Annotated in this window: 13 protein-coding genes and 2 pseudogenes; 10 read left to right on the top strand and 5 right to left on the bottom strand. The window is 71.2% G+C overall.

Annotation, left to right across the window (positions count from 1 at the left end; translation table 11 throughout):
- Positions 1 to 134 precede the first annotated feature (134 nt).
- Positions 135 to 590, top strand: coding sequence for an archease (locus AC6F7H_RS26470; protein ID WP_500759527.1), 456 nt, complete (start codon positions 135 to 137; stop codon positions 588 to 590).
- Positions 591 to 613: 23 nt separating this feature from the next.
- Here AC6F7H_RS26470 and AC6F7H_RS26465 read toward each other — a convergent pair whose 3' ends face one another.
- The gene (locus AC6F7H_RS26465) at positions 614 to 832 is read right to left on the bottom strand and encodes an RtcB family protein (RefSeq protein WP_500759526.1); all 219 of its coding nucleotides are present in this window, start codon (positions 830 to 832) and stop codon (positions 614 to 616) included.
- Positions 833 to 972: 140 nt separating this feature from the next.
- Here AC6F7H_RS26465 and AC6F7H_RS26460 point away from each other — a divergent pair, with 140 nt between their 5' ends.
- Positions 973 to 1398 (top strand): BON domain-containing protein, encoded by a 426-nt coding sequence (locus AC6F7H_RS26460; protein WP_500759525.1) that lies wholly within the window; start codon positions 973 to 975, stop codon positions 1396 to 1398.
- A gap of 146 nt (positions 1399 to 1544) precedes the next feature.
- Here AC6F7H_RS26460 and AC6F7H_RS26455 read toward each other — a convergent pair whose 3' ends face one another.
- Positions 1545 to 2195, bottom strand: a complete 651-nt coding sequence (locus AC6F7H_RS26455; protein WP_500759524.1) for a putative PEP-binding protein — start codon at positions 2193 to 2195, stop codon at positions 1545 to 1547.
- A gap of 271 nt (positions 2196 to 2466) precedes the next feature.
- On the opposite strand from AC6F7H_RS26455, the gene AC6F7H_RS26450 reads away from it, so the two are divergent.
- Positions 2467 to 2943 (top strand): Hsp20/alpha crystallin family protein, encoded by a 477-nt coding sequence (locus AC6F7H_RS26450; RefSeq protein WP_500759523.1) that lies wholly within the window; start codon positions 2467 to 2469, stop codon positions 2941 to 2943.
- Positions 2944 to 3374: 431 nt separating this feature from the next.
- On the top strand, positions 3375 to 4478 hold the full coding sequence (locus tag AC6F7H_RS26445) for a baeRF2 domain-containing protein (RefSeq protein WP_500759522.1): 1104 nt from the start codon (positions 3375 to 3377) through the stop codon (positions 4476 to 4478).
- Positions 4479 to 4556: 78 nt separating this feature from the next.
- On the opposite strand, the pseudogene AC6F7H_RS26440 reads toward AC6F7H_RS26445, so the two are convergent.
- The 3 genes and pseudogenes from AC6F7H_RS26440 to AC6F7H_RS26430 all read right to left on the bottom strand — a co-directional run.
- A pseudogene (locus AC6F7H_RS26440) lies at positions 4557 to 4823 on the bottom strand (hypothetical protein); the annotation flags it as partial.
- A 587-nt stretch (positions 4824 to 5410) separates the two neighbouring features.
- Positions 5411 to 5842: an SPFH domain-containing protein gene (locus AC6F7H_RS26435; protein WP_500759521.1), complete on the bottom strand. Its 432-nt coding sequence runs from the start codon at positions 5840 to 5842 to the stop codon at positions 5411 to 5413.
- A gap of 123 nt (positions 5843 to 5965) precedes the next feature.
- Entirely contained in the window at positions 5966 to 6631 is a 666-nt protein-coding gene (locus tag AC6F7H_RS26430; RefSeq protein WP_500759519.1) for a lysophospholipid acyltransferase family protein, read from the bottom strand.
- A gap of 492 nt (positions 6632 to 7123) precedes the next feature.
- Here AC6F7H_RS26430 and AC6F7H_RS26425 point away from each other — a divergent pair, with 492 nt between their 5' ends.
- The 6 genes and pseudogenes from AC6F7H_RS26425 to AC6F7H_RS26400 all read left to right on the top strand — a co-directional run bounded on the left by AC6F7H_RS26425 (position 7124) and on the right by AC6F7H_RS26400 (position 15351).
- Positions 7124 to 7786, top strand: a complete 663-nt coding sequence (locus AC6F7H_RS26425; RefSeq protein ID WP_500759518.1) for a DUF7019 family protein — start codon at positions 7124 to 7126, stop codon at positions 7784 to 7786.
- Entirely contained in the window at positions 7786 to 12132 is a 4347-nt protein-coding gene (locus AC6F7H_RS26420) for a WD40 repeat domain-containing serine/threonine protein kinase (protein ID WP_500759517.1), read from the top strand. The genes AC6F7H_RS26425 and AC6F7H_RS26420 overlap by 1 nt, the downstream gene beginning before the upstream one ends.
- Positions 12117 to 12851, top strand: coding sequence for a hypothetical protein (locus AC6F7H_RS26415; RefSeq protein ID WP_500759515.1), 735 nt, complete (start codon positions 12117 to 12119; stop codon positions 12849 to 12851). The genes AC6F7H_RS26420 and AC6F7H_RS26415 overlap by 16 nt, the downstream gene beginning before the upstream one ends.
- A gap of 74 nt (positions 12852 to 12925) precedes the next feature.
- Positions 12926 to 13279: pseudogene (locus AC6F7H_RS26410) on the top strand (IS5/IS1182 family transposase); the annotation flags it as partial.
- Between the two features lie 293 nt (positions 13280 to 13572).
- Positions 13573 to 14376, top strand: a complete 804-nt coding sequence (locus AC6F7H_RS26405; protein WP_500759513.1) for a M23 family metallopeptidase — start codon at positions 13573 to 13575, stop codon at positions 14374 to 14376.
- A 594-nt stretch (positions 14377 to 14970) separates the two neighbouring features.
- A complete protein-coding gene (locus AC6F7H_RS26400) occupies positions 14971 to 15351 on the top strand; it encodes a transposase (RefSeq protein WP_500754603.1) in 381 nt (126 codons plus the stop codon).
- The last annotated feature ends 5 nt before the right edge of the window (positions 15352 to 15356 follow it).

The raw sequence follows: 15356 nt of genomic DNA, 5'->3' as shown, positions 1-15356 counted from the left end.
CGCGGATGTGCCACCGGCGGTTCCGTTCCTCGACAGCGGCGCGCGCTCCGCCTGCTGACCTCGACCCGGCGCATACCGCCCGGTACGGCGCCGAGGGTCCGTGTGAGTGCGGCAGGAGCGGGCACACGGTGGGCATGGTCGGTGACACGGACAACGACCGACAGGCACGACGGAAGGGCGAGAGGGGGCACCGGGCAGCGCCACACACCGCCGACGTGCGGGTCGAGGCGTGGGGCACGACCCGGAAGGACTGCCTGGCGGAGGCGGCGCTGGGGATGGTGGAGTGCTTCGCCGACACTTCCGCAGCGCGGGTCGCCACCGTGGAGCGGGTACGACTGGCCGAGGGAAGCGACGAGGAACTGCTGACCGCGCTCCTGGAGGAGGTCATCTACTGGCTGGAGGTGCCGGGCCGAGTACCGGTGGACGTGGAGACGGACGCCTCTGACGGCGGGCTGGAGGTGCGAGCGGCGCTCGCCGAACTCGCCGACGTGGAGATCATCGGGGCCGTACCGAAAGGCGTGTCCTGGCAGGAGCTGCGGATCGGCCCGGATCCGTACGGCTGGTCGTGTGCGGCGGCCATCGACGTATGAGACGCGGGACCCAGTGGCGGGCCTCAGCCCTTGACCACACCGAGCGGCACCAGACGGGCCACCGTGCGGCACAGCCCGGCGCTCTCGCTCGCCGCGACCACCGCGCTCACGTCCTTGTACGCCTCCGGGGTCTCCTCCGACAGACTGCGCAACGACTTCGGGCGCACTGCGATGCCGCCCCGTTCCAGGCGCTCCCTCAGGTCCTTGCCGGTGATCGTGCGTGCGGCCGCGTGGCGGCTCATCACCCGGCCCGCGCCGTGGCAGGACGATCCCCGGCAGGGTGGCCACGTTGACCACCTGCCGCAGCGACTGCTCGGCATCCGCCAGCAGCTCCCGGGAGGCGAACACCACCCCGGGCACCGGCATGTCACCGTGCGGTTCGATGCGGAAGCGGCAGGGACGTTCCTCGACGAGTTCCATCGCGACCTCCTGCTGTGTGCACGCGCCGCCGTCCGCCGACTCGTCCGGCCGGCCGACAGGTGGCCACGGCGAGCTGCCCGTCGTGGACGACGCCGATCGGCTGGTGGGCATCGTCAGCCGCGGTGACCTGCTGCACGTCTTCCTGCGTCGAGACCTCACGATCCGGGAGGAGAGCACGACGGATGTCCTGACCCGGACCCTCGGCCTGGCTCCCGGCGCGGTCACCGCCCAGGTCACCGACGGACGGGTGACGCTCAGCGGCACCGTGCCGCAGGAGAGCCTCATCCCCATCGCGGTACGCCTGTCCGAGAGCGTCGACGGTGTCGTCGACGTCGCGAACCACCTCCGCTCCGAGACCGACGCCACACCCGGTGAGCCACCGCGGTGAGCCGCACGTTCTGTTCGGAGCGGGTTGCCGAACCGAGGACGAGTGCCCCGCTGAAGCCGGTGAGGGCAGGCTCCAGGAGCCGTCTCTCGGTCTCAAGCTCACGAGGCACACAGCTCACATGGCTACGCGCTCCTGGGCCGGATCGATCACCGTTCCGCGGGCCGCTGGGTCTGTTCGGCGGCGGCGACGTTGTTCTTGACGAGCAGGAAGCTGTCGGGAGTCACCGAGACCGAGTCGATCGCGGCGTCGACCAGAAGGCGGGCGAAGTCGGGGTCGTCGCTGGGGCGCTGGCCGCACAGGCCCACCTTGCGGCTCTTGAGGTGGGCGGCGCCGATCAGGGTCCGGATGCTGGTGGTGACGGCCGGGGCACGCTCGTTGAACAGCGCGCGCAGTTGTTCGGAGTCCCGGTCGACACCAAGGGTGAGCTGGGGCAGGTCATTGCTGCCGATGGAGAAGCCGTCGAAGCGATCGAGAACCGGATCCTCAGAAGGGACCTCGTTCTCGACCCGGCCGCCTTCCGGGTGGAGGCGGACAGCGGCGTGGTCACGGTGCAGGGACGGCTGGACGTCGACCTCATCCCGAAACTCCTCGAGTCGATCCGGGAGATCGAGGACGTGGTCGAGATCGTCGACCGCCTCAGCGGAACCACGGCCTGACTGCGGCAGACCGCTGCGTCCGCGGGCCGCACGTGCGCGGCAGTCAGGCGTATCCGTGCGGCCGGCGGTGTCTCGGCCTGCCGGAGCTCGGGACAGCTCGTGGAAGCCGTGGTGGCCCCGAAGTGTCCGACCACTCGGCACGGAGGTCGATACGCCCGATCCCCGTGCTCTGTGGGCAGCGGTGACGGTCCGTCATTGCTGCGCGCCGGTCCGCCCGTCCGGCGCACGTCGGCCGCATGGCGCAACTCGTACGTCCAGGCGCAGCAGCGGACCACACGGCCGGGGTTCACCGCGAGCGGATCAGCGCGAGCGACTGCGGCATGCACGGGCGGGCCCTTGAGTCGCCCGGTTGGGCGAGGACGTGCACCATGGAAAGTGACCCGGATGCCACTCTTCGCAAAGGTGAACCGCGATGACCCTGCCTGTACGACACCGGCCCGGCAGTCTGCCGGAGAGGGCGTTCCCCACCGTCGGCTGGGGTGAACCGGTCGCCGCCGAGTTCGATGAACTGTTCGAGCGCATGAACCGGTTGCTGGAAACCGCTGCCACCGCTCCGGCTGCCCTGGCTTGGGCACCCGCGGCGGAGATGCGGGAGACCGATGACGCCTACGTGGTCGAGGCGGAACTGCCCGGAGTCAAGAGGGACGACATCGACATCGAGATGAGCGAGCGGGAACTGCGCGTCACCGGGGAGTACAAGGAGAGGGAGCGTGAAGGCGTACTGCGGCGCAGCACCCGCCGCACCGGGGGCTTCGAGTACCGCGTCCTTCTTCCCGCCGATGTCAAGGCCGACGAGGTCAACGCGACGCTCAGCGACGGCGTACTGACCGTCACGGTGCCCAAGGCACAGGCTGTCAAGCCCCGGCACATCGAAATCACCGGGTCCTGACAGCCCCGGCCCGGCGCGTCACGACGCCTCCGCGCGGCAGCCGGTGCTGGGCGCGTCGCTCTCCCGCCCAGCTGCCCTGCGACAGCCGTTCCACCGGCGCAGGCCGCCGCCACGCTGCCTGCACACCGGCACGCACGGGGCCGGGCTGTCGCACGATCCGGCACGCCTGCTCCGCTGCCGTCAGCTCGACGACGCCGCCCGGACGCCCTGCGGGCGCATGGGCCGACACAGCGCCGTCGACGTCGCAGTACGGCGGATGCGGGACCGCCCTACCGGGTGCACCGCGACGACGCGGTCACGGGACAGAGATCTTGCCCGGCCCCGGGTACGCGGTCGAGCCACGTCCGGCAGGCGTCGTGACGCCGCCCGTACGCATCGCGAGACTGGCGCCTTCCCGCCGTGGAGGCGTCGACAGGGTAGGGGGAGTGACCATGAGACTTTCGTTTCTCGAACCTCTGTACAAGCAGTCCGGCCCCTTCGCGTCGGTGTATCTGGACACGTCCCGCGACAGCGCCATCGAGGATCCCGACGCCGCCATAGAACTGCGCTGGCGGCATCTGCGGGACGCCTTGCTGTCCGAGGGAGCGGATCAGGACTCCATCACCGCGCTGGCGGACATGGTGGGCAGCGACACGGACGTCCCCGGCACCCACGGGCAGGCCGTGTTCACGGCGCACGGTCGGCCGGCCCTGACAAACGAGCTGCCCGCCCCGCCCGCACGGGACACGGCGCACTTCGGGACATTGCCGGACACCATGCCGCTGATCGTCCAACACGCGCCCGGGATCCCGTACCTGGCGGTCCACGTTCACTACAGCGGCCCTCACTCCACGGAGGCCACCGGCACCGTGCGCATCGACGCCGAGGCCGGCACCTGGCCCCTGACCAAGGTCGCACCGGGGCACCGTCTGCACGAAGAGATCCCAGTGGCCGACTGGCTGCACGCCGCCGAAGTGATCGGCCGTGAGCTGGAAGGCGATGCACGGCGCGTCGACGCGGAAGCCGTGGTCGTCGCGGGGGACGTCTGGGCCCGCGGCATCCTCGTCAACCGGCTTCCCGCCTCCCCGCGCGGCCGGGTCACCGTGGTGGAGGGTGTCGGCGAGTCCCAGCCGGGGCGGGCGCTCATGGAGCAGCGACTCGAAAGTCTCTTCAGCGGGCGCATGGCCGCGCACGACCGGGAACTGCTGGACGCCTTCCTCGCACAGAAGGCCCGCGACAGATCGTCGGCCGAAGGCCTTGCCGCCGCCGTATCAGCCCTGCAACGCGGCCGTGTCAAGGCCCTGTTCCTCAACCACCACCCCGAGTCGACGCTGCGCCTGTGGGGCGGTCCGGAACCCGGCCAACTCGCCCTCACCGAACAGGAACTGCGCTCCTACGGTGTACAGGATGTATGCCAGGAGCGTGCCGACGCGGCCCTGACGCGCGCCCTGGTGGGCACGCGGGCCGAACTGGTGGTGGTGCCCGAGCAGCAGCTGCGGCTGCCTGAGGGTGTGGGCGTCCTACTGCGCTACGCCGACCCCGCATCCCGCGCGTGACCACGGGCTCCGACGCCTTCGGGAAACGACACAGCCCGGTGGGGTGGACCATGGGCGTTCCCCGGACCGGTGGTGCTGCGGAACGGTGGCGCCGCCGCCGACCCGCACGGCTTCCACCACCACCTGATGCAGGTTCCGGCTGTCCCGCTCCGTAGAGCAGGGCACGGGACTTCCGGTGAGGGTGAACCACTGGGAGGTGCCGCTGCACTGGACCGTCACGTCGGCCTGACTGCCTTCCCGGGTGGTGTGCACGGTCAGGTCGCCGGACACGATCCCGGCCTCGTCGGTACGGACACCTCCCCGCCCGGCGAACACTCCCGTCGTCGTCCATGGTGCCCGGGCCATGACCACCCACCTTCCTTCTGACCAAGGAAGCTCCTCTTCAGACGACCTCCTGCTCCCGGGGGCCGGCGTGCCGACGCGGACAGGACGACTGTCCGCGTCGGCGGCCCGGACAGCCCGGACCTCCGAGGGCCACCAGGCGCGTGGCGTCCTTCTCCGGAGGCCGCGGGTGCCACGAGCAGCGGCCCGGGAACCTTTGTCCTGTCCCACCTGGCACCTGGCTCGGACCCCGACAGAGCTGCCGCTTGCCGCCGGTTCTCGGTGCGGGCCGCGCGTGCGCAGTTCCGGCAGGGAGGCGGCGGCCTTTCCGGCTTCCTCTTCGACGAACCGGGTCAGGGCCCGGGTGCTTTCGAGGGACTGGGCGGGGAAGACGATCGTGGAGTTCTTCTCCGCTGCGATCTCGGCGAGGATCTGCAGGTTACGCAGGTGCAGGGCGATGGGGTGGTCGCTGATGACGTCGGCGGCCTCGGCGAGGCGGTCGGCGCTCAGGGCTTCCCCCTCGGCGGCGGTGATCTTGGCACGCTTCTCGCGCTCGGCCTCGGCCTGGCGGGCCGTGGCCCGTCGCATGGCGGCCGGGAGCCCGATGTCCTTCAGCTCCACCAGCAGCGCGTACACGCCCCACTGCTGGGTGAGGCGGTCGAGGATGTCTTGATCTGGGTGTTGGGTGTCTCGGTGCCGGTGAGGACCTGGTCGAGCAGGGAGCGGCCGACAGCGTTGCGCACGGTGGTCTGGGCGATCTGATTGATCGCGGACGACACGTCCTCGATCTCGACGATGGACTTCACCAGGTCGACGCGCCGGAAGTAGGCGACGGCGGCGACGCCGATGGAGACGCTGTCCCGGGTGATCACCTGCTGGGACGGGATCGGCATGGTGACCGTCCGCAGTGTGACCTTCCACATCCGGTCCGCCAGGGGAATCATGAACCGTATTCCTGGTTTGCGCACGTTGTGCAGTTTTCCACACCGGAACACGACACCGCGCTGGTACTGCCGGACGATCGCGACTCCGAGGTTCGCCATGGGGCCCACCTCCTTGAGGCTCTTGTTCCATGGCGGCTCGGCCGGCCTGCCCCGGCGTACCTCCTCAGCCGTTGCGGGTACGGCTGACGCTCACGGACTGGGACTGGGCGGTCAGCGGCAGCTTCAGGAGGCGACCGGGGTCACTGGTTCGCCGAGTTGTCGCGCAGCGGTGTACCAGGCCCGGGTCAGCGCGCTGCGGGCCGAAGCAAGGGCCCGGGCCTGTTCGCCGTCGAGGCACAGCGGCGCGCCGACGTGCACACGCAGCCCGGGACGGCGCAGCGGAGCCGTGAGCAGCCTGACCACCTGTTCGACGGGGCCACCGGACACCAGTGCCCGGGCTCCGGCCTGGCCGACGGGCACGACCGGGGCGCCGGTCGTGCGCGCGAGGTGGAAGAGGCCCGGGTGGAAGGGCCGGGGCGGTGCTTCGCGGACGCCCTTGCGGTGCGGGAGCCCGCCCTCCGGATAGAGCAGGACGGACCGGCCCGCGGCCAGCGCCGCCCGGGCGCCCTCCACTGCCTGCATCGCCCGGGGGTCGTGACGGTGAACGGGGATGTGCCCCTCCCGAGTGAGGAGGCGGCCGAGCAGGGGGATGCCCCACAGCTCCGCGGTTGCCAAGACGACGGGTTCGGTGCCGAGGCGGCGCAGTCCGGCGAGGACGATCACAGGATCGCTGAGGGAGGTGTGGTTGGCGATGATGATGCTGCCCGTAAGCGGTCCGGCACTGGCATCCCCGGTGACTCTCAGACGGCCGAAGACGGGCACCACGACACCTGCGATGCGACTGAGCACGACACCACCCCCAGTGTGGCGACGACCAGTGGTGGCCCGTCGCCCGCCGGGCAGGGCGAGTCCGATCACCGCCGTGGACACCCTCGACGCCGCCGGACAGCGGGCCGTGGAAGTCGGAGCCGAAGGGCCCGACCGGACCGCCCGTCCGCCCGTCCGCCCGTCCGCCCGTCCGCCCGTCCGAACATCGTGCCGACCAGTCGGCCCCTGATCGGCCAAGGCACGCCAGCCGCGGACCATGAGGGTGCCCGAACAGCTCAACCCGACTCGGGACAGCTCCCGCATGGCGAAGCACTCGGCAGGCAGAATTCGCGGCCGGCGCCGCTCGCCGGGAGGCCCGCGAAACCCTCCGGATCCTGGTGTGCACATGTGCGCGTCATTCCGCTCGGAGCGCGGACGCCGCACCCTCATGGTGCCCGCCCCACGTAACTGATGGCTCGTATTGGGCCGTGATCGCTACGCTGAGGCAGGTCAATGCCTGGGAGGGAGCCGGCAATGTCGTTCAGCTACTACGTTTACGTCAGCGACAGCAAGATCAACATGCTTTTACCGCAGATCGCCCCAGGGTTCGGGGCGAAGCGCACGACGGAACTGGGCGTGAATCTCACGGTGCTGTCGGCGAAGCGAACGACCGAGGGCCCGTCCGACGACCGGATCGGCCGGCTGGAGACCGTCGTCGAGTACCTGCGCGATCACGGTGATCTCGGCTCGGTGGACGAACCGGGTCAGTTCTTCTGGGGGTTGCTGCCGATGCGCTGGGGGGCGTTCCCCGGCGATCCCACGTCCTCGCTGGTGTTCTTCGGCGGGCGGAGCGAGGACACCGTCGTCGGGCTGGGCGGCTCGTACAGGCATGTGTGCGACTCCGTGCCGGACGCTGCGGCGCACGGGGTGGGGCGCTCGATGATGTCGTCGATGCTCGACGGGCTGGGAGTCGCCTCGGACCTGGAGGACGAGTACGTCGCCGACGCGGTGGACGGCGACCTCGACCGGGCCGATCGCGCCGCGCTCGCACGGGTGCAGGGCGCCGTGGCGAGCCTGCGGTGGCCCGCGCAGAACGTCGAGTTCGTGGCCAAGCGCCTGCTGCACGGCGACAGCTCGGACGGCACGGCCAAGTCGGTACTGCTCGGGACTCCGGTGTACGTCGCCATCGTCGACTGATGGCGATGGAGGCGTGGCACCGCGGGGACCTGGTCCTCGGCCTCTACGAGGTCCTGGACGTGGTACGCACCGGCGGCATGGGACTGGTGCACCGGGTCCGGCACCGCGGCTGGGACATCGACCTGGCGGTGAAGACCCCGCGCCGGGCCCTGGCCCGCTCGCCGGAGGCGATCCGGGACTTCGAACGGGAAGCCGAGGTGTGGGTCGGGCTGGGCCTGCACCCGCACATCGCGAACTGCGTCTACGTCCGCACCCTCGACGGCGTGCCCCGGGTCTTCGCGGAGTGGGCGGACGGCGGCAGCCTGGCCGAAGCCGTCCGGAGCCGGAGCCTCTACGGGAACGACCCCCTGGGATCGCTGCTGGACGTCGCCATCCAGTCCGCGTGGGGGCTCGACCACGCGCACGAGAACGGGATCGTGCACCAGGACGTCAAGCCCGCCAACGTGATGCTCACCCGGGACGGCACGGTCAAGGTCACCGACTTCGGCATGGCCCGGGCCCGCATGGCCGCCGAGGAGGACGCCGGGGACGCGGATCCGTTCGTCAGCCGCGGCGGCCTGACTCCCGCGTACTGCTCGCCCGAACAGGCGCGGTCGCCGGGCGGGCTCACGACGGCCACAGACGTCTGGTCCTGGGCGGTCACCGTCCTCGAAATGTTCCTCGGCCGGCCACCGGCCCCGGACGGGACCGCGGCGGGCGGCGTCGTCGACGGCTTCGCCCGCTCCGGGGCCCCGGACGCGATCCTGCCGGTGCCGGTCGAGGTGGTGGACCTGCTGCGCGAGTGCTTCACCGAGGACCCGGCCGTGCGCCCCGGCCGGCTCGGGCCGCTCGCGGAGCGTCTGGTCCGAGTGCACGAGCGGGAAGTCGGCCCGTACCCCCGGCGCGCGCCGTCGGCGGCCACCCTGCTCGCCGACGGCCTGTCCAACCACGCTCTGTCCATGTTGGACCTCGGCCGCCGCGACAGCGCCGAGGAGCTGTGGGCCCGGGCTCTGCGAGCGGATCCGCACCACCCGCACGCCCGCTACAACCGCGGGCTGCACCGCTGGCGGACCGGGGTGATCACCGACGCCGAGCTGGTCGACGAACTGGAATCCGTGCGGTTCGGGGATGCGGATGACGGCGTCGGGGCATACCTGCTCGCGCTGGTACACCGGGAACGCGGCGACCCGGTCGCGGCGGCCGCGCTGCTGCGGGACGTGATCGCGCGGACGCCCGGCGACCCGCAGGCCGCCGCCGCGCTCGCGTCGGTCGAGTACGCACCCTCGCCCGCACAGTCGGTCCTGCCGGGGGAGCACGAAGACTGGATCGCCGCCCTCGCGCTGACCCCGGACGGCCAGGTCGCGGTCTCGGCCGACCACTCCGGCGGGCTGCGGATCTGGGACGTCCCGGCGAAGGAGTGCCGACAGCAGCTGCAGCTCGAAAAGTACAGAGCCTCGGCCCTGGCGGTGCGCGACGACGGACAGCTCGTGGTCGTCGGCGGGGGTACCAGGCGGGCGCTCGTGCTCGACCTCGAAGCCGCGGCCGGGTTCGAGCTGCCCGGCCACCCGAGCTGGGTGGGCCTGGTCGCGCTGACGGCGGACCAGCGGCACGCGGTCACCAGCGGCTTCGAAGGGGAAACCGTCACCTGGGACCTCGAGACGCGCGAACCCCTTGACGTCCGGCAGTTCGAGAACAGGGCGGACGTCCTCGGTGCCCAGGGCACCCTGTGCTCCGTCATCGACCACCAGCGCCGCACGAACTCCGTGTACGACGTCCGCACGGGCGAGCTGGCGCACCGGTTCGACCACACGGTGGGGTCGGCGCGGTTCAGCGGCGACGGCCGCCTCGCCGTGGTCGACCTCGGCAGCACCGGCGTCCGGCTGGTCGATCTCGAATCCGGCGAACCCCGGCGGGAGTTGAAGACCGGCTACGGCCGGATCGCCGTCAACCTGGACGGCACGGTCGGCTTCTCCAGCGGCGGCCGCGACGAGCCGTCGCGGGTGTGGGACCTGAGCAGTGGCCGGTGCCGCCTGTCCCTGGACCCGGCGCCCGACACCAAGGAGGTCGTGCTGAGCGCGGCCGGGCGGGTCGCCGTGACCGCCGAGGGGAAGTCCGTTCGGGTGTGGCACCTGCCGCCCGCGGGGCCGCCGGCCCCGTGGAGTTACGTCCGCCCGCATGAAGCCCCGGACGTCGCCGCCACCGCCGACCGGGCGGCCGCGCTGCTGGCGGAGGCGGCCACGCTGGCCGGCGCCGGGCGGCTCGACGAGGCGGCAGGCCGGATCCGCGCCGCTCGCGCGCTGCCCGGGCACCGGCGCCACGCCGAGCCGGTGCGCCTCTGGCGCCGGCTCGGCGTCCTCGGCCGCCGGACCGAGCTCGCCGACGCCTGGTCCGCGGGCCGGATCGTCTTGGGGGACGGCTGGTCGTGGGCCCTGGAGTTCAGCGGCCGCAGTCCCACCGCGCTCGCGCGCAACGGGAACGCCGCCGAAGCGTGGGTCTTCGACGTCGAGACGGGGCAGTTGCTGCACACGCTCAGCCTGCACACCGGCCATCTCAGCGCCCTGGCGATGACCCCCGACGGCCGGCTCGCGGTGTCCGGGGGCGAGGACGGCCGGGTCGTCGCCTGGCACCCGCGCGACAGGCGGATGGTCCAGCTGTTCACCAGCCCTCGCGACCACGTGTACTACGTCGCGGTCAGCGAGGACGGCCACGTGGCTCTCTCGGGAACCTCCGACGGCCTGGTCGCGGCCTGGGACATCGGCAGCGGCCGGAGCATCGGGCGCTGGGATGCGCACCCGGGGGCGGTGCTGGACGTGGCCGTCAGCGCTGATCACCGCTACGGGCTCTCTCGCGGCCAGGACGTCAGCGTGAAGGTCTGGGACCTGCGCGAAGGCGAGCTCCGGTGGGTGCTGCGCGGGCACGACGAGTGGATCGGCGCCGCACGGCTGAGCGACGACAGCCGGTTCGTGGTCACCGGTGGCGCCGACGCCGTGGTGCGGGTCTGGCGGACCGCCGACGGGCAGTGCGAGGCGGTGCTCACCGGGCACGCGGACGCCGTGGTCGACGTCCTGCCCAGCCGGGACGCCCGGCGACTGCTGTCCTGCTCGGTGGACGGCACCGTCCGGCTGTGGGACGTCGTGGGTGCTCGCTGCGTCCACGTCCTGGCCGAGCACACCGGCGTCGTGCGGAGTCTGGCCGTCACACCGGACTTCCGGCTCGCGGCGTCGGGCGGGGAGGACCGCAAGGCCCGGTTGTGGGACCTCACGACCGGTCGGCAGCTGCGCGCCTTCACCGGTTTTTCGGATGCGGTCACGCACGTCGCGCTGGCCCCCGACGGCACCCTGCTCCTGGCCGGCGACGAGCACGGACGCCTGCTGACCTGGACCCTGGACTGGGAGTACGACTTCGGTTCGGCGCCCGGCTCCCTGCGGCCGGAGGCCGAGCCCGCGCTCGACGAGCTGCGGGCCGAGGTCTCCGTTCCAATGCCTTCCCGCGAGGACAGCCGCCCGGCGCTCGTCGAGGCGTTCGCCCGCCTCGGCGACCGGCAGCGGCACGCCGTCACCCGCACCCTGGAGCTCGTCGGCGAACTGGACAGGATCCCTTCGCGCACCGATACCGGCTATCGCCTGTACGTGCACTTCGTGGCCGAGGACGCGGCGACCCGGGAGCCCGCACACATACCGAGCACGGCCGAACAGCTCGCGCTGCTGCTGCGACCGGAGGCAGAGCTGAACCGGTCCGAGGAGTTCTGGGCCGGCTACTTCGCCGAGCAGCTCCAGGACGACCTCGTCACGCTCGCCGAGGCTGCCCCGGTCCTGCACCGCGAGGGCGACCTGGCCGCAGCCGAGCACGCGTGGCAACTCGTCGTCGACGTCCGCTCCCACCTCTGGGACGCCGGACACGTCGAAACCCAGGGCGCGATGCTCGGCTGGGCCGCGGTCCTCACCGACCTGCACCGGGAGCCTGAGGCCCTGGCGCTGGTCCGGGCGGTGACCGCAGAGCGCACACAGGACCTGGGGCCGGACCACCCGGCCACCCTGGAGGCCACCGCGGCACTCGCGTCCCTGCTCTCGGCGAGCGGCGAGCAGGCAGAAGCGGAACGGATGTACGAGGACCTGCTACCCCGGCTCGTGAAGCGCTTCGGCCGCGACGACAGCCGGACGCTCGACGCCCGGGTGGGGCTGGCGCGTGTGCACCACCGGCTCGGGCGACTGGGCGATGCCGAGCCGGTCCTGCGCGAGGTGCTGGCGAAACGGCGGCTGCGGCTCGGCGACGACCACCCGGACACGCTCGCCGTCCAGACCGAGCTGGACAGCGTGCGGGGGCCGGTGCCGGAGAAGCCGGCGCGGCGGCGATGGAGGAGGCGGTGATGATCCCGGATCGGTCCAGTATCGAAGCCCTGATCACCGGCAAGACGTTCATGACCCAGATCGGGGCGTTCTTCCCCGTGAGCATGACGTTGCGAGGCGACGAGTTCGCGGCCGTGTTCATGATGCACACCAGTCAGCTCGGGCATCGGACCACCGGGCCGTACACGCCCGACCGGCCACCGGCCGACGCGATGGAATGGGCTCAGCTGCGGACGGGGATCGCCATGGCGGGGCGCTTTCCCCGCTTCCGGATCGACGCGAGCGGACAGTGGCCGCGCATCCACGTCGAGCTGCTCGGCACCGCCGTCCGTGGGTTGATCGTGATGCCGGAGGAAGTGACCGCGGAGTCGGTGAACGCGCCTTACCTCGGCGAGTGGCAGGAGCAGATCTCTACCACGGTGCGGGTCGCGCTCGACTGGATCGCCGGCTGGCTCATGGGCTGTCACCACCAGGCCGGCGGTACCGAGCCGTCGGTCGACCTCGATCTGGTCTATCGGTCGGACGACGATTACGAGACGCGTCTCGCCCAGGCCGACGAGCGGGTGCGGGAGCTCATCCCGCCGGTGCGCCCGGTCCTTGAGCTGCGCTGGCGTTCTGTGAGCCCGACCCAGCGCAAGGCCTTCATGAAGAACCTGAAAGGCGCCCGAAGGATCGGGCCCCGGTCAGACCGTCGACTGAGCCACCGGATCGGCGGCATCGAGCTGGAAGTGCCGGGCTGAGGAAGGCCACCGTGAAAGCTTTCCGACATTCCGCTGCCGACCGCACGTTGAACGCTCCTGCGCAGCGACTTCGCATGCTTGTCCACCCATCCTCGATCGATCTGTCCGGCCGAACCCTGCGGTTCCGTACCGGTCAACTGGCCGCGCGGCAGGCGAAGGCCGGTACACGGTGGCGACGCCTGCCGCCGGCCGCCAGGCTCTGCTCGCCCTCGCGCCTTCGCTCGCCGAGGCGATGCGGACGATCCGCGAGAAGGCGATCGTGCCCCTGGACGGCACCCTGTCACCGATCGACTGGGGGCACCTCCCGGCCGAAGGCTGGGGGAGATCGCTGCGGACACCCCGTACCACTCCGGGAAACACAAGCGCCACGGCATGAACATCCAGGTCCTCACGATCCGTTCGGACACCTGCTCCGGTCCTCGCCCGCCCCGCCCGTATCCCGCCCGCCCCGCAGCCCGACCGGACACGAGGATCCGTCCATGCCGCAGCTCGCCTTCGGCATCGGCTTCTTCGCCGAATCCTCATCTGCGGTGGGTGGACGACGCCTCCTGCCCCGAACTGCGGGGAGCGGTGACGCCGGCGTGCTCTAGGGGCTCCCCTAACTCCCCCGAGGAGAGTGTTGCGCACACATCAAAGTTCGGCATCCTGGGCCCGTCCGCGCAGGAGGAGACCGATCCTCCACGCACTTCGTAGTTCGGAGACAGCATTGCGATCGATACGCATGGCCCTCGTGGCCCTCGTGGCCCTCGTGGGCGGCCTGCTCGCGGCGACGCCCGCGCAGGCGGCGCCCCTCTTCAAGGCACCCTTCGCCTGCGGCCAGAAATGGACGTACAGTCACCACTCGGCCGAGGTCCGTCGCGCGCTGGACTTCGTCCGCAGTGACGGCGGCACCACCAACGGCTCGCCCGTGCTCGCCTCGGCCTCCGGAACCGCCACCCGGCACTACCAGGCGAACGGCGCCGGCAACTACATCAAGATCGACCACGGCGGCGGCTGGCAGACGTACTACTTCCACCTGAGCGCCTTCTCCGTAGCCAGCGGCGCGTACGTCGGTCAGGGACAGCAGATCGGCACCACCGGCAACACCGGCAACAGCTTCGGCGCGCACATCCACTACGAGCAGCTCTACAACGGCGTCGGCCAGAACATCAAGATCAACGGAACCTCGCTCGCCTACCCCGGCTCGTACGGCAGCTACCACCTGACCAGCGACAACGGCTGCGGCGGCAGCAGCAGCAAGTACTGGGTCGACACCTACGCCAACGCCACCGGCTACGCGCAGCCGAACACCAACGACGCGCAGGGTGTGCTGAACGCGGGCACCAACTACGTGTACTGCAAGGTGTGGGGCCAGGAGATCCGCGGCGCGAACGGCACCTACAACCACTGGTGGCTGAAGACGGACCTCGACACCACCTACGCCGGCAAGAACGGGCGCGGGGCGTACGTCTCCGCGTACTACCTGTCGCGCTGGGGCAACGACGAAGCGCGTGACAACAACGGCACCGTGATCCCGAACTGCTGACGCACCATCACCGAACGCACCGGGCCCGGCCGCTCCCCTCGCGAGCGGCCGGGCCCGGTGCGCCGAGGGGCAGCCCTCGGCGCCGTCCCCCTCATCCTCCTCACCGTCTTCACTCAACCGGGGTCACCGTGACCCCGGGCCTGAGCCCTCGACTTGGGAAGCGTGTCCATCCGGGGCCTGAGCTGCGCTTGCGGGGATGGTCCCTGCGGGCGCTGCAAGGGATCTGAAGGTGGCGTCGCGGGTCGGGGCCGGTGGTGCCGCTCGGCAGCCTCGACGTGGGCGATGCCGGGACACGCGTCCATGCCCCGGGGAGGGACACACCACCCCGAAACCGTGAGCACTTCGGCTATTGCTGTCCTGATGCCGCTCGTTTGAGCGCTTACGTGACACATGCCCGCCGACTGCTCACGGTTTTCGGCACGGCACCCGTCCCCGGCACCGCGGCGCAGGGACCGCAAAGATCCCCCACACCACCCGGCGGGACACCGTCCGACACCGTGACCGGAACCGTACCCCTCTCTGTCAGCCTTGAGTGAGACACCCGGCTCTGCCGGGTTAGCCTGAGAGGGCACCGACAGGAGAACCACCTCCCTCATGACCAGCAAGAACCCCGCGTCCGATCCCGCTCCTCGGCCGAAGCGCCGCTCCTTCAGTCCGGAGTACAAGCTGCGGATCGTCGCCGAGTACGACGCGGCCCCGAAGAACGAGAAGGGTGCGATCCTGCGCCGCGAGCGTCTCTACCACTCGCACGTCAAGGAATGGCGGGCCGCGCGGGACGCCGGCGCCCTGGAGAAGCTGGTCGACCGCCGGACCAGTCCCGCGAGGCCGAAGAAGTCGGCCGCCGAGGCGGAGAACGAGAGACTGCGGCGCCAGGTGGAGCGGCTCGAGAAGGAGCTGGCCCAGAACAAGGCCGCTCTGGAGGTCATGGGAAAAGCTTCTGCGCTCTTGGAAATGATCTCCAGGAGCGCGGACTGAAGTCT

The organism is Streptomyces sp. MMS24-W38 (assembly GCF_059889265.1).
Note: the sequence above shows the minus strand (reverse complement) of the source record. Positions and strands in the feature narration are given on the sequence as shown.

Excerpts from the sequence above, each read along its gene's own strand:
- AC6F7H_RS26470 (WP_500759527.1), top strand. The coding sequence starts at position 135 with ATGGTCGGTGACACGGACAACGACCGACAGGCACGACGGAAGGGCGAG.
- AC6F7H_RS26465 (WP_500759526.1), bottom strand. The coding sequence starts at position 832 with ATGAGCCGCCACGCGGCCGCACGCACGATCACCGGCAAGGACCTGAGG.
- AC6F7H_RS26460 (WP_500759525.1), top strand. The coding sequence starts at position 973 with ATGCGGAAGCGGCAGGGACGTTCCTCGACGAGTTCCATCGCGACCTCC.
- AC6F7H_RS26450 (WP_500759523.1), top strand. The coding sequence starts at position 2,467 with ATGACCCTGCCTGTACGACACCGGCCCGGCAGTCTGCCGGAGAGGGCG.
- AC6F7H_RS26445 (WP_500759522.1), top strand. The coding sequence starts at position 3,375 with ATGAGACTTTCGTTTCTCGAACCTCTGTACAAGCAGTCCGGCCCCTTC.
- AC6F7H_RS26435 (WP_500759521.1), bottom strand. The coding sequence starts at position 5,842 with ATGGCGAACCTCGGAGTCGCGATCGTCCGGCAGTACCAGCGCGGTGTC.
- AC6F7H_RS26425 (WP_500759518.1), top strand. The coding sequence starts at position 7,124 with ATGTCGTTCAGCTACTACGTTTACGTCAGCGACAGCAAGATCAACATG.
- AC6F7H_RS26420 (WP_500759517.1), top strand. The coding sequence starts at position 7,786 with ATGGCGATGGAGGCGTGGCACCGCGGGGACCTGGTCCTCGGCCTCTAC.
- AC6F7H_RS26415 (WP_500759515.1), top strand. The coding sequence starts at position 12,117 with ATGGAGGAGGCGGTGATGATCCCGGATCGGTCCAGTATCGAAGCCCTG.
- AC6F7H_RS26405 (WP_500759513.1), top strand. The coding sequence starts at position 13,573 with ATGGCCCTCGTGGCCCTCGTGGCCCTCGTGGGCGGCCTGCTCGCGGCG.
- AC6F7H_RS26400 (WP_500754603.1), top strand. The coding sequence starts at position 14,971 with ATGACCAGCAAGAACCCCGCGTCCGATCCCGCTCCTCGGCCGAAGCGC.